We start from the raw sequence: 18375 nt of genomic DNA, 5'->3' as shown, positions 1-18375 counted from the left end.
ACGCGGGCTGTTTCTCCTTCGACGCCGGAGGACCGCGGGACGTTCACCCGACCGGCCCGAACCTCGGTTCATGACCGGGCGGTGGCCGGGGGCAGGTTCCGTCGCACGCGGATGCCCACTGCCGTCACGAGCAGGATCGCGCACCCCGTGAACACCAGACCGGCTCCGCGCAGCCCCAGCGCCAGCGTCATGGCGCCCACTCCGACGACGGGCAACGAGATCCCCACGTACGCGACGACGAAGAACGCCGAGATGGTGGCGCCTTGGTGCGCCGGGGGCGCCGCGGTGCTCACCTCGGTCAGCCCGCCGCGGAACGCCATCCCCTGCCCCACACCACCGGTCACCGCCCCGGTCAGCAGCAGTGGGAAGGACTCCAGGAACAGCGAGGTCGCGATGATGAGGAGTCCGGCGACGAGCACCGTACAGCCCCCGGGCAGGGCGCGGCGCGCACCGACCCGTCCCATGAGCAGCTGGCCGCCGGTCGAGGCGCAGAACACGCAGAAGACGACGCCTCCGGCGACCGCCAGGTTGTGCTCACCCAGTGTCTGCGTGAGGAAGGCCGGGGCGACGGCCGTGAACAGGCCGAGCATGGCGAAGCCCGCGAAGGCGGCGAGGGCGCAGGGCGCGAACACCCCGCGCACCTCCGGCGGAACCCTCATGCCCTGAGGTCGCAGCGACGGCCGCGGAACGGTGCGGCGCACGGTCTCGGGCAGCAGGCACACGACCACCATGGCGACGGCCAGGAGCGCCAGATGGGTGGCGAACGGAAGCTTGAGCGGCCAAGGGGCGTACTCGGCGAGGAAACCGGAGACGAGCGCGCCGAGTCCCAGACCGCCCATGTTGGCCGCGGTCGCCGCCAGTCCGGCGCGGCCGCGTTCGGCGGGCGGGGCCAGTTCGAGTACGGCCGCGGTGCCCGTGCCGCTCAGCAGACCGGCCGAGAAGCCCGACAGCACCCGGCCCGTGTAAAGCAGCGGCAGTCCGGCCTCGAACAGGAAGCACACCGCGCTGAGGGCGGCCAGGCCGAGCGCGGCCAGCAGCACCGGCCGCCGTCCCAGCACGTCGGAGAAGCCGCCGGCGATCAGCAGGGCGGTGACGACACCCACCGCGTAGACGGCGAACACCACCGTCACGATCAGTTCGGAGAACCCGATCTGCTCCCGGTACAACCCGTACAGCGGTGTGGGCAGGGTCGTGCCCATCATGCCGATGGCGAAGACGCCCGCCGCGGACTTGTACCCCGGGCGTCCTCCACCCCGCCGGCGAGGCTCTGCACCGCTGCTGATCACAGCCCACCATAGGCATCGGCTGTCGGGCGCGGTGCGCCTCGCAACGCCGTGCTGCGCCGTCCGGTGCCACCACACCCGGCCAGGGGCTCAGCCCCCGAATGCGGGATATCCCGGCAGGGGCGTGGCCTGGCACCCTCCGGCGACCTTGCGCAGCAGCGGTTCCATCGTCTCCGCGAACGCCGGGAACTCCTGGATCCCGCTCGCCATCTCCCAACGGTGTCGCAGTACCTGACGCATCGTCGCCACTGGTCGCCGGGTCCGGTGCATGGGCCGGTCCTGCGCGGTCCGTGGCAGCAGCGCCACTGTCACGTCGACGCCGGCTGCCCGCAGACGGTCGGTCTCGTCACGGATCGTCGCCTCCGCCTTGAACACCTGGGCGCCGAAGCCGTGCTCGGGGTGGAAGTGCGTCAGAGTCAGGTGGAGGCGCCGGATGCCCGCGAGGCGGCGGGCCTGCTCCAGCACGTAGGCGTCGTTCCGGAGGGCGAGGAAGGGCCGCTGGGCCACATGGCCGCGCTCCCATCTGAACAGTGTTGAGCTTGTTCGCCGAGCGTACCAACCAATCTGAACGCCGCCGAGGCACTCGTGCGGGAACGCGGAGCCGACGGCTGGTCACTGCGGGAGGCCTCGGCCAGGACCGGTGTCAGCCCGAGCGCCGCCTATCACCACTGCGCCTCACGTGACGCGCTCGTCCACGCCTTGTCGGAACGGGTGCTCGCCCGGCTCGGTGAACGCCTGACACACGCCTGCGCGGCAGCTCCCCGGCAGGGCACCGACCCTCTGCAGCGCCTGATCGCCCTCGGCCGCAGCTACATCCGGTGGGCCGTCGAGGACCCCGCCGTCGCGCGGCTCGTCTTCAGGGCAGGCTCCAACGGCCCGGACTCGGTCGTCTCCCCCACCCGCATGAGGTGCTCGGGGCAGAACTCGACCGGTTCACCGCGGCCGGCGGACTGTCGGCCGCGGTACGCCCGGGCGCCGAGTTCACGGTCTGGGCGACCCTTCACGGGCTTGCCGTGCTGCTCGTCGACGGGCTCGTGCACACCGACGACGAGCGCGCCACCGACCTCCAGGCCGAGCGCCTGGTACGAGCCGTTCCGACCGGCCTGGCGCAGGAAAAGACCCCGTCCGCCGGCTGGCCGGCGCTCGGCTCCGCCCACACCCGGCGCCTGGCCGGCCGGCAGCCCGGCTCCGCGCCGACTACACCAGGAAGGCGTTGACGCGGCCCGCTGCGATCTGCTTCTTGCCCGTGACCGGCTGTGCGACGGCGGCCTGGGGCGTGGAGGAGTTGACGCTCCAGCGGTATCCGGCGAAGAGGGACGTGTCGGGGTCCGCGTAGAAGACCATGTGCCCGTAGCCCACGCCACTGTGCTCGGTGTAGGTGGTGTTGTCGTCGGCGATCTCGGCGCGGCTGTCCGGGTACGAACGGTAGCGGTCGATGCTGGACTGGCTGGTGAGGTCGGGTCCGCCGTGGGGGCTGTTGGTGCAGTCGACGACCTGGAAGAGGTGCGGGACGACCCCGGTGATGCCCAGCTTGCTGTCGACGGAGGAGGCGTGGGTGCCGAGGTAGGCACGGATCATCACGGTGTGGCCGGTGTAGGGGGTGCTCTTGGCGTTGGGGTCGTAGTCCCAGGCCACGATGTCGCCGGGACGCAGGTTCACCGGCTTGGTCACCGGGTCGATGTGCGGCACGTTGGCGGCGTTCAGGAACCCGGCCTGCAGATCCTCGGCGTTGGGGAACGAGGTGGTGCGGGTCGTGCCGTCCTTCGGCGGGAAGTACTGGTTGAAGTACGCCGTGGTGGCCCAGCCGTAGGCGGTGTCGGCGCCGTAGGAGCGCTGCAGCAGGCTCGTCATGAACGAGGCGCACTGGGAGAGGTTCTCGAACTCCTCCGGGTGCCCCGGGCGGCCCCAGGTCACCTGGGTTCTGCCGAGGTTCTCGCCGTTGGTCTGCTCGACGTTGTACCGGTTGTGGTCCCACTGGGTGGCGCGCAGCCGCAGGTACTCCACCAGCGTCTCGGCCTCCAACAGGTGCGGCGGCTTGAGCTGGTAGAGCGCGGCGGTCGCCGGTTCGGCCGCGGCGGCGCGGGTGGGCGAGATCAGGGACCCGGCAGACGCGGCAAGCGCCAAACCGGCGCCGCCGGTCAGCAGGTGACGACGGGACGGACCCGAAAAGGACGTGGACACATGACCCCCCTGGTATGTGGACGGCGAAGATGGTCGAGCCTCGCCTTCGAACGCCCGGACGATACCAGGCGAACTGATCTTGGTCGGGCTGTCCCGCCTTGGCAGTGATCCAGATCGGGCATATTGTCCCGATAAGGCAATATTTGCGTGGCGCGGCCGATGTACAGACACGTCGACGCGTGGATCGGCGGCGCCGCCCGGAAGCGAGCGGAGATCACGATGCGACCCGGTGATCTGCCGGAGGGTGGCGAGTCACTGGACGATGCGCTCGGGACGGGTCTGACGGACGTCGTGCGCCGCACCGGCGCCGTGATCGGCGGCCTCTACCTGATCGAGGAGCGGGAGCCGATGCTGCGCCTGGTGGCGCTGTGCGGGCTGCCCGTCGAGTTCACCCAGACCTGGCAGCGCCTGCCGCTCACCGCCCCCGTCCCGGTCGCCGACGCGATCCGTGACGACCGGCTGGTGTGGATCGGCAGCCAGGAGGAGATGACACGACGCTATCCGGTCACCGCGACCGTCCTGCCCTACCGTTTCGCGCTCGCGGCCGCCCCGCTCACCGGCGTGGGCCGGTGCCGGGGAGGCATCGTGCTCATGTGGTCCGGCGACCACCCGCAGGAGGCCTCCCCGCGCGAGCGCGACCACATCATCGCGAGCGCACACCGGCTGGCCCGTCTGCTGGACGACGCGCCTCGGCCACCCAGCTTTCCCGAGCAGCCGCGCATCTGGACGCTCGAGACCGCACGCCACCCCACGCAGACCGTAATGGCCGCGGCCGACTACCTCGAACGCCTGCCCGAAGGTGCCGTCGCCCTGGACCTGGAGGGGCGCGTCACGTTCGTCAGCGGCACTGCCGCCCGGCTCCTCGGGCGCCCCGCGGACCAGTTGCTGGGCGAGCGGCCCTGGCAGGCGCTGCCCTGGCTGGACGACCCCGGGTACGAGGACCAGTACCGCACAGCCGTCGTCAGCCGTACGCCGCTCTCCTTCGACGCTCTCCGGCCGCCCGACCAGTGGCTGACCTTCCGGCTCCACCCGGACACCAGTGGCATCAGCGTCCGTATCACCCCGTGCACACAGCAGCGGACGGGCACGGCGGCGCCCGCCGCACAGCGGCCCGCGGCGGCACCGACCGGACGTCTCTACCAGTTGGTCCACCTGGCGGCGGCCCTCACGGAGACGGTGACCGTACGCGACGTCGCCACCCTGATCGCCGAACAGATCCTCCCCGCCTTCGGCGCCCAGGGAATGGTGCTGTCCGCGGCGGACGCGGGCCGGCTGAAGATCACCGCCCACCACGGCTACCCCGACGACACCATCGAGCGCCTCGACGCCCTCCCCCTGGACACCGACCTCACCCCCGCCGGCCGCGTCCTCGCCAGCGGCGTGCCCGCCTTCTTCGCCAGCCCCGCCGACATGGCACGCAGTCACCCCCGAGCGCCCCAGATCAGCGGCAAACAGGCCTGGGCCTTCCTGCCTCTCGTCATCACCGGCCGGCCGGTGGGCTGCTGCATCCTGTCCTACGACCGTCCGCACACCTTCACGGCCGACGAGCGCGCCGTCCTCACGCCGCTGGCCCGTCTCATCGCCCAGGCGCTCGACCGCGCCCGCCTCTATGACGCCCAGCACCGTCTCGTCCACGAACTCCAGCAGACTCTGCTGCCCCGCACCCTGCCCACGCTGCCCGGCCTCGAAGTCGCCGCCCGCTATCTGCCGGCCGGGCACGGGCTCGATGTCAGCGGAGACTTCTACGACCTGCTCCGCCTGGACGACACCACGGTCGCGGCATTCATCGGCGACGTGGAAGGCCACAGCATCGCCGCGGCCACCCTCATGGGACAGGTCCGCACCGCCATTCACGCCCACGCGACCGCCGGGGCGGCACCGGACGAGGTGCTGTCCCGCACCAACCGGCTGCTGGCCGACCTGGAATCCGACCTGCTCGTCACCTGCCTCTACGCGCACGTGGACCTGGCCCATGGACGGCTGACCCTCGCCAGCGCGGGTCACGTGCCCCCACTCCTGCTCGATGCTCACCACGGCGGACGGGTTCTGGACATCGAGCCCGGCCCCCTTCTGGGCATCGGCACGGACGTGCGCTACCCCGTCACCGCCACCCCGCTGCGCGACGGAGCCATCCTGGCCCTCTACACCGACGGGCTGGTGGAAAAACCCGGACGCGACGCCGCAGCCACCACGTCCGACCTGCTCAAGTACCTGGCGGGAACGGACGACCCCGACCTCGAACACCTCGCGGACAGCCTCATCCACCACGCCTGGCCGACCGGGCAGTACACGGACGACGTCACCGTCCTGCTGCTGCGCGCAACGTACAACCACCTGTCCGGCCATGGGAGTTGATGTGCGAAGCTGTCGTGAACCGTTCGCGGGCGGGGCCGTGGCGGTCGTCGAGAGGAGCACGGCGTGGGACAGGACGGCGGCTTCGGCGTCGGGGAGATCGACACCGGCAGACCGCACCCTGCGCGGATCTACGACTACCTGCTGGGCGGCAAGGACAACTACGAGGTGGACCGACGGGCCGGCGACGAACTGGCCGCTGCCGCACCCGAGGTGCGCATCGGACTGCGGTCCAACCGCGCCTTCCTGCGGCGCGCCGTCCGGTACGTCGTCAGCAGCGGGGTACGCCAGATTCTCGACATCGGCACCGGGCTGCCCACCTCACCGAACGTGCACGAGATCGCCCACGAGCTGGCGCCGGACGTCCGCGTGGCCTACGTCGACAACGATCCGATCGTGGCCGCGCACGCCAACGCGCTGCTCAGCAGCTCCGGCGCGACCAGTGTCGTACTCGCCGACGTGCGCGACCCGCAGGCCATCGTGAACCACCCCGAGGTCCGCCGGGCCATCGACTTCGACCGGCCGGTCGCGCTCCTCCTCGTGGCCGTCCTCCACTTCCTCACCGACGCGGAGAAGCCCGCGCGGGCCGTCGCCGCCCTGCGCGACGCGCTTCCGGCCGGCAGCTTCCTGGTGCTCTCGCACGCCACCGGCGACTTCGCCGACCGCAGCGCCGCCCAGGCCGTCTACAACAAGGCCACCGCCACGCTGAACCTGCGGTCCCGCGCCGAGGTCGAGGGGTTCTTCGACGGCTTCGAACTGGTCGAACCGGGCCTGGCCCAGGTCCCGTTCTGGCGCCCGGACACCCCGCCTCCGCCGAGGTCTGCCGAGATCGGCTTCTACGGCGGGGTGGCCCGCAAGACCGCGTGACCGCGCGGAGGTTCGGCAAGCAGGGGCAGTCCGCCCCGGCCGGTCGCCGTTCACCCGTGGCGAATCGTGCCCCCGGGTGAGGGTGGGCGAGTGATCGTGGGCGGATGATCGAGAACCGACTTGAGCAGGTGTTCGCCGAGGCCGGGTGTCAGGGCAGTGTGGCTGTCCTGGACATCGACGGTCCCGGGCGGGTGGTCCTGGGCGACGAGGAGCTGGTGGTCGCCGCGTCCACCTTCAAGATCGCGGTGGCGTTGGAGTTGTTCTGTCAGGGCTCCGAGGGCGAGCTGGACCTGACCGAGCGCGTCCGGCTCTCGCCCTCGCGGGCCACGCCGGGCGGTCAGGGCTTCTGCATCTTCGAGGACGAGGCCGAGGTCTCGCTGCGCGATGTCGCCCGGATGATGGTGACGATCAGCGACAACACCGCGACCGACGTGGTGATCCGTCGGGTGTCGGTGCCGCGGATTCACGCACGGCTGGCCGCGTTGGGCCTGGACGGGATCCGGTTGGCGGGCACGATCCAGGAGGAGTTCGACGCGATCGGCCGCGATGCGGGTTTCGGCGGGTGGGCGGAGATGAACCGCGCGATGCGCGAGGCGGGCTCACCGCGGGACACCGACCGCATATGGGAGCGCGCGCTGTCCGCTCCGTCCCTGCAGCCCGGGCACATCACGAGCGCGACGGCCGGGCAGATGGCCGCCTTGCTGAGGATGATCTGGCGGGACGAGGCCGGGCCCGCTGACGCCTGCGCCGCGGTGCGGGCGGTCATCGCTCAGCAGCGGCTGACCCGGAAGATCGCAGCCGGGTTTGGTGCCGAGGTGCGGGTGGCCGCCAAGTCGGGCACGGTTCCCGGATGTGTGAGCAACGACGCCGGAGTCGTGCGGTACCCGGACGGCTCCCGTTTCGCGGTGGCGGTGTTCACCAGGCCCACCGGGCCCGGTACGGGGACAGCACAGGCGGATTCCGTGATCGGCACGGCCGCCCGGTTGGCCGTCGATCACCTGCGCCGGCTGGAGCACACCGATTGATCAGTCGACGAGCAGCCGCCTTGCGGTGAGGGCGAGCCTGGCCCGCAACGGGCCGGTGGGCTCGGTGGGTTCGATGCCCAGGGTGTTTCCGACCTGTCCGAGTCGGCCGGGCGACGCTGCTGTGGTGCAAGTGGAGACAGTCGGCGGCACTGGCTGAGCCCAACGCCCGCCACGCCCTACGCCGCCCCGGCCCAGGCCACCGACCCGTCCGGTCTCCCTCGCCCTCATCGCCCCCGCGGAGTTCTGTCCTTACCGCGGCACCTTCCACGGGGCACGGGCGATCCTGTCCGCCGAGATCCCGCAGCGGCGGATCGCCGAACCCGCCGCGACCCTGCGCCGTGCCCTGACCGAGTTGAGATGCGTCTGTCGCGTTCGCGCGCCTGCTCAGCCCTGACGAGGAGGATTCCGGCCGTCCATGGCCATCTCCCTCCTCACCCGAGCCCGGTCGAAGCACCACGTGCCGAGCCCCACCAGTACGGCCGCCGCGAAGCCGTACACCGGCAGCCACAGGGTCGTAGTAGCTGACAGGCAGTCAGCGACCGCTTCATGGATCTTCGCCTCCTGCGCGTGAGCCAAGGCGGCTCTGTCGCGACCGGCCAGGTCGGCCAGCGCGGCCTCCGCCTGGATGCCCGCGTACCTGCCCACTTCAGGACACCCGTGTCGAGTGCCCGGCATCGGAAACAACCACGCCGTGCGCTGAAGAACAGGGGCGATGGTGATCGCTACACACAGGCCGACCACCAGTGAAAACGCCGTCAGATTCCTTATGTACGTGGATCCGAGGCCGGGCGTCCATGCCGGCAGTCGGTAGAAGGAGAAGACCACCGCGAGAAGCGTCACCCCGATGTAGCTGGCGAACCACTGCCAGGAACCCTGCGCGAGAGCGGCCGTCAGCACGGCGGCCAGTGCAATGCCGATGACCCCCGCCTGCCCCGAACTGCCAGGGCCCGCACCAATGGATGCCGTTTGCCGCGCTTCTTGAAGTCTGGAGTGATCGTCCATGGTCTCTCCCGCAGGGTTCGAACGCCATCAGCATCGGGGCATGGCGCGGTTCGACATGGAGCCATGCCGAACCGGCCCGGACGCCCCGCCCGATTGGCTCTCACCCTTCGCCGCGACGGATCACAGGTCGGCCAGGGGTCCGGCCGCGGCAGCGACGGACGGGTTGCGCCACACGAACACCTCGGTGCTGGGCCCCCGTTCACAGAAGCGGCCCGCCGGGGAGGACGAGCGCAGCAAGCGGCGCAGGTCGGCTTCGAAGGCGTCACGGTGCGGGCCGAACAGGCCGGGTGCCGAGTACGACATCGAGAAGGTCCCGGCGACGACGTCGTCCTCGCTGCGGTCCAGTACCTGCCCGCCGGAAACGACAAGCCGCTCGGGCCCCAGGAATCCGGCGCGGGCGATGATCTCCGATTCGCCGCCGGGTGTTCCGTCGGGCAGCACTCCGCGCCCGGCACGGCGGACCGGTCCCAGGTACTGCTTGACCAGTTCGCCGATGGCGCCGTACGGCACACCGGGGTACGGCAGACCCTCGATGCCGAGCCGCTCGCCCTTCAGGTCCGAGACGTGCACGAGCGCCCCGCCGGGCCGGAGCATGCCGCGCACGGTGCCCGCCACCAGCTCGCGGTCCATCCAGTGGAAGGACTGGGCGAAGACCGCCACGGTGAAGGTGCCGAGGTCCGCCGGGAGGTCCTCGGCCCGGATCCGTACCCACCGGGACTTGGCGGCTCCCCCCGCGGCGGCGGCCCGGCGGGCGGCTTCGCCGAGCATGCCGGGGTCGGGATCCACGCCCACGACTTCGCCGAACAGGGGCGCGAGGGGCACGGACAGGGTGCCGGGGCCGCATCCCACGTCAAGGAGCCGCCCGGTCCCGTCGAGCCCGAGCTCGTCGGCCAACACCGGCACGAGGGTGGGGGCGTACGGCAGTCTGCCCCGGTCGTAGTAGGGGGCCGCCCCCGCGAAAAGTGTTTCGTCCCACACCCAGTCTTCGGTCACGGGAGGATTTTCCACGTGTGTGGGGCTTGAGGCGCGGTGTTCGTCGGTGGGGTGCGGAGCGACACCAGATGTGCAAGGGAGACCCTTCTGCACGTCGCGGGACTCGGCGACGGTAGGTTGATCGCCATGAGTGACAACGTGTACTTCGACATCAGTATCAACGACGAGCCGGCCGGCCGGATCGTTTTCAAGCTCTTTGACGACGTGGTTCCCAAGACCGCCAAGAACTTCCGCGAGCTGGCCACCGGCGAGCACGGCTTCGGCTACGCCGGTTCCTCGTTCCACCGGATCATCCCGCAGTTCATGCTGCAGGGCGGCGACTTCACCAAGGGCAACGGCACCGGCGGCAAGAGCATTTACGGCGAGAAGTTCGCCGACGAGAACTTCACCCTGAAGCACGACCGCCCGTACCTGCTGAGCATGGCGAACGCCGGCCGGAACACCAACGGCTCGCAGTTCTTCATCACCACGATCGTCACCGACTGGCTCGACGGCAAGCACGTCGTCTTCGGTGAGGTCGTCGAGGGGCAGAAGCTCGTCGACCAGATCGAGGGCGTGGGCAGCCGGAGCGGCGCACCCAGCGCGAAGGTCACGATCACCGCGAGCGGCACGGTCTGACCGACGCTCCCCGCACCGGCGGGTGACGCGAACGCCCCGGTGATGACGCCGGTCGGTTCTCTCCTGACCGGCCGTCTCACCGGGCGTCGCCCTGTCCGCGGGTCGTCAGTGCGCGAAGACCGTGCTGACCAGCGCCACATGGACGGCGGTGTCGCCGAGGATTCTCAACAGGGCGTTGCGGCGCCACAGATGCACGCCGACGGTGACGGCCAGGGCCGCCAGGGGGCCGCCACGCGGGCGTGGGTCAGCGGCAGGTCGCGCAGGCAGTAGACGACCAGCATCACCATGATCCCGGCGGGCATGCGCGTGCTCAGGTACTGGACCGTGCCGCTCGCCCGCAACGGGGCGAGAGCGGCGGAGGGAAGAGCGCGCAGGGCCCAGGTGACCGCGGCGGACAGCAGGACCGCGGCGACGAGGTAGGTCGTGTCAGGCATGGCTCGGCTTCCTGCGGGTGGTGAGGTGTCGGGCCAGGAGCCCGGCGGTGAACAGGGCGAAGGCGACCGGCAGCGGCTGACCGGGGAACAGCAGCCGGGCGGCCAGGGCGCTGAGGAGGGCGAGCAGCGGGGTGGACAGATCGCCCCGCCGGTCACGGACGGCGTCGAGCGCCAGCACGGTGAACAGGCCCGCCGGCCGGGCACCCGCGTCACCTACGACTACGCCCTCGCCGCCGCGCGCACGCCGCATCCAGCCCCGCCACAGTCTCCAGGATCCCCGCCTACCGCCTTCTCCATCGCGCGGCTGGGTATCTGACGACCGTTCCCGCTCGGAATTTTCTCCGGGTGACCGTCCACGGCATGTCCGGCCGGGCGATTCCGTGACTTTCGTCCGATCATGTCACCAGAGACTTATCGAGGGCCGCCCGGGCGAACCCGGCGTCGGGCGACCGTCGGCGACGATGCTGGTGCGGCGAGCACGGGAGGAACCCGTGAGGCAGTGGCGGCGCGGCCTCCACCGCGCTTGGGAGTGGCTGCGTCTGCGCGCCCTGCTCCAACACGGCCGCGAACTGGAGCTGATGCACCGGGCCATGGGGTTCGCCACGCTGGCCCTGGTGACGCTGGCTCCGCTGCTGATCGTGGTCGCCGCGGCCGATCCGCTGGTGCGGGGCGGCTTCGCCTCCTGGCTCACCGACGGCATGGGACTGTCGGGACAGTCAGCGGAGGCGCTCACCAACATCATCAGTCCCCCGCGCAAGGTCATCGGCACCACCAGTGTGCTGAGCCTGTTCCTGCTCGCGGTGTTCGGTATCTCCTTCGCCGGCAGCGTGCAGAACGGGTACGAGCGGATCTGGGACCTCGCGTCCGGGCCCTGGCACCGGGTCTGGCGGCAGGCGACCTGGCTGGTGGTGCTGACCGCCTACCTCTATCAGGAGGTGCAGACGCGGACGGCGATGCACGGGACGCAGCGGATCCCGGTGTCCGTGATCAGCGGAGTGCTGTTCTTCTGGTGGGGCCAGCGCTTCCTGCTGGGGGGCCAGGTCCACTGGCGCACCCTGCTGCCGGGCGCGATCGCCACGGTCCTCGGCATGGTCGGCCTCAGGGCCTTCTCGTTCCTCGTCTTCACCCCGCTCATCGTCACCAACGCACTGAACTACGGCGCGGTCGGGACCGTGCTGGTGGTGGAGTCGTGGCTGATCGGCGTCGGGTTCGTGGTGTACGGGGGCGCGCTGTTCGGCCGCTGGTTCGTCGAGCACCACTGGATGCCCACCCACGAGGAGTGAGCGGCCCGTCAGCCGGTCGGGGCCGCCACCGGTGCGCCTTCGAGGTTGCGCGTCATGCGTTCCAGAACGCTCACGGCGGTGCCGTACTCCTCCAGCGAGATGCCTGCGATGACCGCCTCCCGGAAGAAGGCGACCCGTTCGGTGACGGCGGCCAGGCGGGCGTCGCCCTGCGCGGTGAGGGTGAGGAGGCCCGTGGCGGGGCGTGTCGCCCAGCCGTCGGTGAGGACGGTCCGGACGGCGGCGGCCACGGCGGTGGTGTCGGCGTTGGCGGCCAGGGTGGCGTGGACCTCCGTGTCGGCGGTTTCGGGTGCGACGCGGACGACGTTGAGGACCTGCCAGGTCAGGCGGGTGAGGCCGTACTCCGCGAGCAGGGCGTCCATGTGCCGGGTGAGGGCCTGGTCGGTGCGGTTGAGCCAGTAGCCGATGGGCTTCATGACAGGGCGGGTTCCTTCGGGTTCGGGGCGAGCAGGGCGGGCCAGTCCTGGGCGGCCGCCCAGTCGGCGAAGGTGTGCCAGCCGACCTCGGGGTGGGCACTGCGCAGGCCGGTGACGTCGACGTCGAGGCCGGTGGTGGTGAAGTAGGAGAACATCGCCGCGAGGTCGTGCGAGTGGGTGCGGACGTAGGACAGGGGCACCTCGCGGTGCGTGACGGGGCGGCTTGTGGCGGCGGACAGGGCCGCGGCGATCTGGGCGGCGGTGAGTTCGTCGGAGGCGATGTCGATGCGGCGGCCGGTGAAGGCGGACCGGCGCTGCAGGACCAGGGCCGCGAAGGCGCCGATGTCGTCGGCCGGGATGAGCGTCAGGGGGCGCTCGGCCGGCATGGGCCAGGCGAAGGAGTTCTCGCGCAGGCCTTCCAGGGTCCAGCCGGAGGCGAAGTTGTCCATGAAGGCCGCGGGGGCGATGACCGTCCAGGGGACGCCCGTCGTCCTGAGGTGGCGCTCGATCTCGTCCTTGCTGTCGTAGTGGGGGATGCCCGTGCCGCGGTCGGCGTGCGCCGCCGACGTGAACACGATGTGGCCGGCCCGGGCGGCCGCCGCCGCGTCCAGCAGGGTCCTGCCCTGGCGGACCTCGGTGGCGGTGTCCGTGCCGAACGGGGTCGTCACCGCGAAGAGGGAGTCGGCGCCGACGAGGGCGGCGTCCAGGGAGGGGCGGTCGTCGAAGTCGGCGTACCGGACGTCCGCACCGAGCCGGCGCAGGGCCTCGGCCGCCGGTGCGGCGGGGGTGCGGGTGAGGGCGCGGACCCGGTGTCCGGCGGCGAGCAGGGCGCGGGCGGTGGCACCGCCCTGGGCGCCGGTGGCACCGGTGACGGCGATGGTGAGCATATGGGCTCCTGAACGTAGGCAGCTTTTTCCTGCACTGCACATTAACTGCGTCACGAAGAGAGTAGCCCACACTGTCACTGCGTCGCGCAGTTAATTGCTTGTGAGGTGGATCACCCCTGATGCGGTGCGACGGTCGCGCGGGCGGATTCGTCGACATGGAGGGTGAAGACGTCCGGGCGGGCGTAGTGGCCGGTGGGGTCGAAGTCGAAGCGGGCCCGGGCGAGGTCGTCGAGGTCGAGTTCGGCGGACAGGATGCCCTCGCCGTCGCGCAGCGGGCCGGCCAGGATCTCGCCGAGGGGGGAGACGATGACGGAGCCGCCGCCGATGAGGACGGTGTCGGGTGCGTCGCCCTGGACGGGGTGGACGTCGGCGGGCAGGGCGCCGCGGCGCAGGTACTGGCCGGCGCCGAGCACGAAACAGCGGCCCTCCAGGGCGATGTGCCGCAGGGTGGCCTGCCACGATTCGCGGTCGTCCACGGTCGGGGCGCACCACAGGTCGACGCCCTTGGCGTACATCGCCGTACGGAACAACGGCATGTAGTTCTCCCAGCAGATCGCCGCGCCCAGCCGGGCCGTGCCGGTGTCCACGACGGGCAGGGTGGAGCCGTCGCCCTGGCCCCACAGGTAGCGTTCGGCGGCGGTCGGCATCAGCTTGCGGTGCAGACCCAGGTAGCCGTCCGGGCCGAAGAACAGGGCGACGCAGTACAGGGTGCCGCCCTGCCGTTCGACCGCGCCGACCACCGCGTGCACGCCCAGTTCGCGGGTGAGGGCGGCCAGCGCCTCGACCTCGGGGCCGGGGATCTCGATGGCGGCGGCGTGGTAACGACGGAAGAGTTCGCGGCCTTCCGGGGTGCGGCTGCCGACGGTGATGCCGAAGTCCAGGCCCTTGGGATAGCCGCCGAGGAACGCCTCGGGCAGGACGACGACGTCGGCTCGGTGGCTCCCGGCGGCCTCACGGAGCAGCTCCTCGGCTCGGTGCAGCGCGGCGGGTGTGTCGAACAGCGGGGCGGCGGCCTGGACTACGGCGGCGGTCACGGTGGTCATGCAGTCGAGGCTAGGAATGCCGCCGTACATCGATCAAACTAATCTTCACAATGATCGACATTTACGAGACAGAATTCCGCAAGGCGGACCTGAACCTCCTGGTCGTCTTCACCGCCCTGCTGCGGGAACGGAGCGTGACCCGGGCCGCCGCCGCCCTGCATCTGAGCCAGGGCGCGGTCAGTGCCGCTCTGGGCCGGCTCCGCCGGCTCTTCGGCGACGAGCTGTTCACACGCACGCGCACCGGCATCGAACCCACGGCACGAGCGGTGGAACTGGCCCGCCGCATCGAACCGGCCCTCGGTCTCATCCACGGCGCCGTCACCGCGCAGGACCGCTTCGACCCGGCCACCGCCCGGCGCGCCTTCACCGTGGGCATGTCCGACGACGTGGAGGCGACGCTGCTGCCGCGGCTTCTGGCCGCGACCACGGGCCTGCCGGGCATCCGGATCGCCGTACGGCAGGCCAACCGCAACACCGTGGCCGGCCTGCTCGACCGTGGCGAGATCGACCTCGGCGTCGCCGCCGCACCCGCCCACAGCACCGACCACCGCAGCCGCGCGCTGTTCACCTCCGGCTACAGCTGCCTGTTCAACCCGCGTCTGCTGCCGCTGACACTCCCCCTCGACCTGGATACCTATCTCGCCCACCCGCACCTGCTGATCTCGTACGACGGCCGGCGCGGCATCGTCGACGACCTGCTGGAGGCACGCGGCCTCAGCCGTCGGGTGCCGGCCTCCACGACGCACTTCGCGGGCGCGGCCCTGCACCTGACGGCCGTACCGGTGCTGGCCACCCTGCCCACCCACGCGGCCGCGGTGTACGCCGAGGCCCTGGGCCTGACCCTCACGCTGCCGCCGCTGCCCATGCCGGAGTACACGGTCAACGCGATCTGGCACGGCACCACGACCGACGATCCCGCGCAGGTCTGGTTGCGGGACCTGGTCCGCGGGGCGACGGAAGCGATGGTGCAACCGGCTGCACCGTGAAGGTGGAGTCCGCTCCCCCGACCGTCCGCGCCCGATCGCCTAGCGTTGCCGTACAGGTAGAGCGTTGCGGCAGGCCGGGCGTGCCACGGTTCACCTGACCCTTGCCGCGGTCATGGTCTTCGGTCTGTGTCTCTTCATCACCATGCTGCTTCTCACGACCGTCGCCACGCTCGTCGTGGTCGGAGCCTGGATGCTGCCCGAGACCGTGCTGCTGATACGTCGGATCGCCGGAGCCAAGCGGCACATGACCGCCGCCTGGACGGGCCGGGAGATCCCGGAGGCGTACCAGGCCCTCACCGGTCCGCTGCGCCTGCGCCTGCGCACCGCGGTCCGCGATCCCGGCACCCGTCTCGACCTGCGCTGGAGGATCGCCCCGTACGTCTACGGCGCTCTGGTCTTCCTGGCGCTGCCGCTGTGGCCGCTGGGTCTGGTCGTCGACGCGGTGGGGAGCGGGCTGCTGCGCCGCACGCCGGTCGTGCTGCCGCCAGGCCGAGGAGGCGCTCGCCGAACTGCGCCAGGTGGTGCGCGGCATCCACCCGCCGATCCTCACCGACCGCGGCCTGACCGGTGCCGTGCGGGCCCTGGCGGCAAGCAGCGGGCTCGAAGTGACGGTGGAGGTGACGGGTGATCAACGCCGCCAAGCACGGCGGTGGCCGGCGGGCAACCGTACGGCTGGAACGCCTGCGCTCCGGGCTGCGTGCCGTCGTCCGGGACGACGGCACCGGCGGGGCGGACGAGAGCCGGGGCTCGGGGCTGCTGGGCATCCGCCGCCGGGTCGCCGCGCTGGACGGCAGCGTGCAGGTGTCCAGTCCGGTCGGGGGTCCGACCGCGGTCGAGGTGCGGCTGCCGTGTGTGTGGTGATCGCCGAGGGGTGCCGGGCGACAGGCCGGGCCCTCACTTCATACAGTCCCCCGAGCCCGTGAACTCGGGGAAGCGGCTGTTGCCCTCCCACACGACGACGGACCAACGGGTGTACTGCCACGCCTTGTTGCTGCTGTACTCGGAGACCAGCTTCTGGCAGCCGGTGGTGGTGACGACGTCCTGGAAGTTGTCCCGCTGGGCGCGGCCCATCAGTGTGCCGTCGGGGTCGTGCATCCACACGTACGCGGCCTTCTCGACGGGATCGAAGCCGAGGCTGATGTCGTTCTCCGCGGCCGCGGGATCCACCCCGTTCCCCTCGGCGACCCGAACCTTCCAGGCCGCTGTGACGGCCTTGTCGGTGGCGTCGGCGACGCGGATCTCCGCCCGGTCGCTGCTCGGTATCCGCGCGGCCGCCAGGCCGGACTCGTCGCCCTGCCACTGCCCGGCGATCTGGTTGTAGCACCCGTCGGTGGCCTCGCCGAAGCCGAGGATGTTCGGCTCGGGATCGGTGTCGGAGTCCTTCCAGAAGACCGAGTAGCGGCCGTAGGGCCAGGCGGTGGGGTCGTCCGCGAGCCGGCGGGCGAGGGCTGTGCAGGCCGCCATCTCCCCGCTCCTGCGGAACACTTCCTGCTGTTCCTCGGGAAGCTGGGAGATCGGGCCGCCGGTCACCATCAGCGTCTGTGCGCTCTTGTTGAACGTGACCGTGGGCTCCATGAAGGCCATGTCCTTGGTGGCGAGCATGGTCCTCATGTCGTCCCGGACCGTCGTCGCCACGCCCTTCTCGGCCGCGGTGCTCGCGCCGGTGCTGGCTCTCCACTCGTCGTCGCCGGGCTGGGTCTCGTCCCCGGCACGGGTGAAGGCGGGGTCGGCCACACCGGCGAGCGGGTCGGTCGGGACGACTGCCCTGCGTGGATCGACCGCCGGCTGCGCCGGTTCCGTCGTGCCGTCGGGTGCGGCGGGTCCGGTGTGCTGTGCGGTGCTGTCCTCGTGCGCGGCCGGGGACGCGGTGGCCGTGGACCCCTTGGTCTTTGCGGCATGGCCGCCGCCTCCGCCGGGGAGGGCGATGACGGCGCCTGCGAGACCACCGGCCACGGCCGCGGCGACGAGGACGGTCGTGATGGTCCGCTTGCGGGAGGACGGTGTCGCCGGGGCGTGCCAGCGGGGATCGTCCAGGGTGGGCAGGTCCCACCGGGCCATGACCGGTGCACCGGCGCGGGTGGGTCCCAGGTCCACCTCGCCGCCGACGACCTGGGTGGTCTGCCCGGCGAGCAGCCGTGCGCACTTCTCCGCCGCCGTGACGGCGCGTATCCGGTCGGCGGGCTCCTTCGCGAGGGCCGTCTCCACGATCTCCCGCAACTCCCGCGGAACTCCGTCCAGATCGGGTTCCCCCGACATGACGCGGAACGCGACCGCGTCCGGCGCGCCGGCGCCGAACGGGAGACGGCCGGTCGCGGCGTACGCCACCAGCGCGCCCCAGGCGAACAGGTCGCCCTCGGGTCCGGCCGTGCCGTCGCGGTAGTACTCGGGGCTGATCCAGCCGGGGGTGCCGGTCAGGACGCCGGTCCGGGTCACGCTGGTGCCGTCGGCGGCGTGGGCGATGCCGAAGTCCAGCACGCGGGGCCCGCCGGGCGTGAGGACGACGTTCTGCGGCTTCACGTCCCGGTGGACCACACCGGCCTCGTGAATGGCCGCCAGCGCCTGGGCCGTACCGGTCGCGAAGGCGTACAGGGTGCCGCCGGTGAGGGGGCCGTGCTGGGCCAGGTGCTGGTTCAGGGTGGGGCCGGGGGCGTAGGCGGTCGCCAGCCAGGGGGCGGCGGCCTCGGGGTCGGCGGCGAGCAGGGGCACGAGGCAGGGTCCCTGCACCCGGGCGGAAAGCTGGACCTCTCGGCGGAACCGGGCCCGGAACTCCGGGTCCTGGGCCTGCGCGGGGTGGATCACCTTGACCGCGACCCGGAGCCCGTCGGCGGTGAGGCCGGCGTGGACCGTGCCCATGCCGCCGGAGCCGAGACGGCCGATGATCCGGTACGGGCCGATGCGGGCGGGGTCCCCGGGGTGGGCAGGCTGCACCCGCCCGCCCGCGCCAGTAGTGCTCACGGAACTCCCCCCAGGAGCATGCCGATAGGCCG

Annotated in this window: 17 protein-coding genes and 3 pseudogenes; 9 read left to right on the top strand and 11 right to left on the bottom strand. The window is 71.5% G+C overall.

The genetic code is table 11. The annotated features are described in order from the left end of the window. Positions 1-68: 68 nt before the first annotated feature. Positions 69-1283: an MFS transporter gene (locus ACWC5O_RS02930; protein WP_450582222.1), complete on the bottom strand. Its 1215-nt coding sequence runs from the start codon at positions 1281-1283 to the stop codon at positions 69-71. Between the two features lie 90 nt (positions 1284-1373). Continuing rightward, positions 1374-1790, bottom strand: a complete 417-nt coding sequence (locus tag ACWC5O_RS02925; protein WP_450581811.1) for a hypothetical protein — start codon at positions 1788-1790, stop codon at positions 1374-1376. Between the two features lie 78 nt (positions 1791-1868). Between ACWC5O_RS02925 and ACWC5O_RS02920 the strand changes: the two are divergent. Together ACWC5O_RS02920 and ACWC5O_RS02915 are read left to right on the top strand one after the other, a co-directional pair. Further along, positions 1869-1925: pseudogene (locus ACWC5O_RS02920) on the top strand (hypothetical protein); the annotation flags it as partial. A 266-nt stretch (positions 1926-2191) separates the two neighbouring features. Further along, a complete protein-coding gene (locus ACWC5O_RS02915; protein ID WP_450581813.1) occupies positions 2192-2500 on the top strand; it encodes a hypothetical protein in 309 nt (102 codons plus the stop codon). On the opposite strand, the gene ACWC5O_RS02910 is transcribed toward ACWC5O_RS02915, so the two are convergent. Then, entirely contained in the window at positions 2481-3464 is a 984-nt protein-coding gene (locus ACWC5O_RS02910; protein WP_450581815.1) for a hypothetical protein, read from the bottom strand. The genes ACWC5O_RS02915 and ACWC5O_RS02910 overlap by 20 nt on opposite strands. A 219-nt stretch (positions 3465-3683) precedes the next feature. On the opposite strand from ACWC5O_RS02910, the gene ACWC5O_RS02905 reads away from it, so the two are divergent. The 3 genes from ACWC5O_RS02905 to ACWC5O_RS02895 all read left to right on the top strand — a co-directional run bounded on the left by ACWC5O_RS02905 (position 3684) and on the right by ACWC5O_RS02895 (position 7708). Beyond that, positions 3684-5819, top strand: coding sequence for a SpoIIE family protein phosphatase (locus ACWC5O_RS02905; RefSeq protein ID WP_450582224.1), 2136 nt, complete (start codon positions 3684-3686; stop codon positions 5817-5819). 63 nt (positions 5820-5882) lie between these two features. Continuing rightward, positions 5883-6683, top strand: a complete 801-nt coding sequence (locus ACWC5O_RS02900) for an SAM-dependent methyltransferase (protein WP_450581817.1) — start codon at positions 5883-5885, stop codon at positions 6681-6683. 104 nt (positions 6684-6787) lie between these two features. Further along, complete coding sequence (locus tag ACWC5O_RS02895; protein WP_450581819.1) at positions 6788-7708, top strand: serine hydrolase; 921 nt, start codon at positions 6788-6790, stop codon at positions 7706-7708. Between the two features lie 384 nt (positions 7709-8092). Here the strand turns inward: ACWC5O_RS02895 and ACWC5O_RS02890 are convergent, their stop codons facing one another. Further along, on the bottom strand, positions 8093-8710 hold the full coding sequence (locus ACWC5O_RS02890; protein ID WP_450581821.1) for a hypothetical protein: 618 nt from the start codon (positions 8708-8710) through the stop codon (positions 8093-8095). A gap of 120 nt (positions 8711-8830) precedes the next feature. Then, a complete protein-coding gene (locus ACWC5O_RS02885; RefSeq protein ID WP_450581823.1) occupies positions 8831-9703 on the bottom strand; it encodes a class I SAM-dependent methyltransferase in 873 nt (290 codons plus the stop codon). Between the two features lie 126 nt (positions 9704-9829). Between ACWC5O_RS02885 and ACWC5O_RS02880 the strand changes: the two genes are divergently transcribed. Continuing rightward, the gene (locus tag ACWC5O_RS02880) at positions 9830-10321 is read left to right on the top strand and encodes a peptidylprolyl isomerase (protein WP_450581825.1); all 492 of its coding nucleotides are present in this window, start codon (positions 9830-9832) and stop codon (positions 10319-10321) included. Between the two features lie 105 nt (positions 10322-10426). Here the strand turns inward: ACWC5O_RS02880 and ACWC5O_RS02875 are convergent. Together ACWC5O_RS02875 and ACWC5O_RS02870 are read right to left on the bottom strand one after the other, a co-directional pair. Beyond that, positions 10427-10755: pseudogene (locus tag ACWC5O_RS02875) on the bottom strand (branched-chain amino acid transporter permease). Beyond that, positions 10748-11005 (bottom strand): hypothetical protein, encoded by a 258-nt coding sequence (locus ACWC5O_RS02870; protein ID WP_450581829.1) that lies wholly within the window; start codon positions 11003-11005, stop codon positions 10748-10750. Before ACWC5O_RS02870 ends, ACWC5O_RS02875 begins: the two are co-directional and overlap by 8 nt. A gap of 211 nt (positions 11006-11216) precedes the next feature. On the opposite strand from ACWC5O_RS02870, the gene ACWC5O_RS02865 reads away from it, so the two are divergent. After that, positions 11217-12038, top strand: coding sequence for a ribonuclease BN (locus tag ACWC5O_RS02865; protein ID WP_450581831.1), 822 nt, complete (start codon positions 11217-11219; stop codon positions 12036-12038). Positions 12039-12046: 8 nt separating this feature from the next. On the opposite strand, the gene ACWC5O_RS02860 is transcribed toward ACWC5O_RS02865, so the two are convergent. The 3 genes from ACWC5O_RS02860 to ACWC5O_RS02850 all read right to left on the bottom strand — a co-directional run bounded on the left by ACWC5O_RS02860 (position 12047) and on the right by ACWC5O_RS02850 (position 14402). Then, positions 12047-12472 carry a MarR family winged helix-turn-helix transcriptional regulator gene (locus tag ACWC5O_RS02860; protein ID WP_450581833.1) on the bottom strand — a complete coding sequence of 142 codons (426 nt, stop codon included), beginning with the start codon at positions 12470-12472 and terminating at the stop codon, positions 12047-12049. Beyond that, positions 12469-13359: an NmrA/HSCARG family protein gene (locus ACWC5O_RS02855; protein ID WP_450581835.1), complete on the bottom strand. Its 891-nt coding sequence runs from the start codon at positions 13357-13359 to the stop codon at positions 12469-12471. Before ACWC5O_RS02855 ends, ACWC5O_RS02860 begins: the two co-directional genes overlap by 4 nt. A 110-nt stretch (positions 13360-13469) precedes the next feature. Next, complete coding sequence (locus tag ACWC5O_RS02850) at positions 13470-14402, bottom strand: nitrilase-related carbon-nitrogen hydrolase (protein WP_450581837.1); 933 nt, start codon at positions 14400-14402, stop codon at positions 13470-13472. A gap of 50 nt (positions 14403-14452) precedes the next feature. Between ACWC5O_RS02850 and ACWC5O_RS02845 the strand changes: the two genes are divergently transcribed. Together ACWC5O_RS02845 and ACWC5O_RS02840 are read left to right on the top strand one after the other, a co-directional pair. Further along, entirely contained in the window at positions 14453-15388 is a 936-nt protein-coding gene (locus tag ACWC5O_RS02845; RefSeq protein WP_450581839.1) for a LysR substrate-binding domain-containing protein, read from the top strand. Between the two features lie 112 nt (positions 15389-15500). After that, positions 15501-16249, top strand: a pseudogene (locus ACWC5O_RS02840) (sensor domain-containing protein). Between the two features lie 33 nt (positions 16250-16282). Here ACWC5O_RS02840 and ACWC5O_RS02835 read toward each other — a convergent pair. Continuing rightward, the gene (locus ACWC5O_RS02835) at positions 16283-18343 is read right to left on the bottom strand and encodes a protein kinase domain-containing protein (RefSeq protein WP_450581841.1); all 2061 of its coding nucleotides are present in this window, start codon (positions 18341-18343) and stop codon (positions 16283-16285) included. Positions 18344-18375 lie beyond the last annotated feature (32 nt).

The organism is Streptomyces sp. NPDC001450 (assembly GCF_053597295.1).
The sequence above is the reverse complement of the archived record's forward strand: the minus strand, read 5'-3'. Positions and strand labels throughout refer to the sequence as shown.

Excerpts from the sequence above, each read along its gene's own strand:
- ACWC5O_RS02905 (WP_450582224.1), top strand. The coding sequence starts at position 3,684 with ATGCGACCCGGTGATCTGCCGGAGGGTGGCGAGTCACTGGACGATGCG.
- ACWC5O_RS02895 (WP_450581819.1), top strand. The coding sequence starts at position 6,788 with ATGATCGAGAACCGACTTGAGCAGGTGTTCGCCGAGGCCGGGTGTCAG.
- ACWC5O_RS02890 (WP_450581821.1), bottom strand. The coding sequence starts at position 8,710 with ATGGACGATCACTCCAGACTTCAAGAAGCGCGGCAAACGGCATCCATT.
- ACWC5O_RS02880 (WP_450581825.1), top strand. The coding sequence starts at position 9,830 with ATGAGTGACAACGTGTACTTCGACATCAGTATCAACGACGAGCCGGCC.
- ACWC5O_RS02870 (WP_450581829.1), bottom strand. The coding sequence starts at position 11,005 with ATGCGGCGTGCGCGCGGCGGCGAGGGCGTAGTCGTAGGTGACGCGGGT.
- ACWC5O_RS02865 (WP_450581831.1), top strand. The coding sequence starts at position 11,217 with ATGCTGGTGCGGCGAGCACGGGAGGAACCCGTGAGGCAGTGGCGGCGC.
- ACWC5O_RS02860 (WP_450581833.1), bottom strand. The coding sequence starts at position 12,472 with ATGAAGCCCATCGGCTACTGGCTCAACCGCACCGACCAGGCCCTCACC.
- ACWC5O_RS02855 (WP_450581835.1), bottom strand. The coding sequence starts at position 13,359 with ATGCTCACCATCGCCGTCACCGGTGCCACCGGCGCCCAGGGCGGTGCC.
- ACWC5O_RS02850 (WP_450581837.1), bottom strand. The coding sequence starts at position 14,402 with ATGACCACCGTGACCGCCGCCGTAGTCCAGGCCGCCGCCCCGCTGTTC.
- ACWC5O_RS02845 (WP_450581839.1), top strand. The coding sequence starts at position 14,453 with ATGATCGACATTTACGAGACAGAATTCCGCAAGGCGGACCTGAACCTC.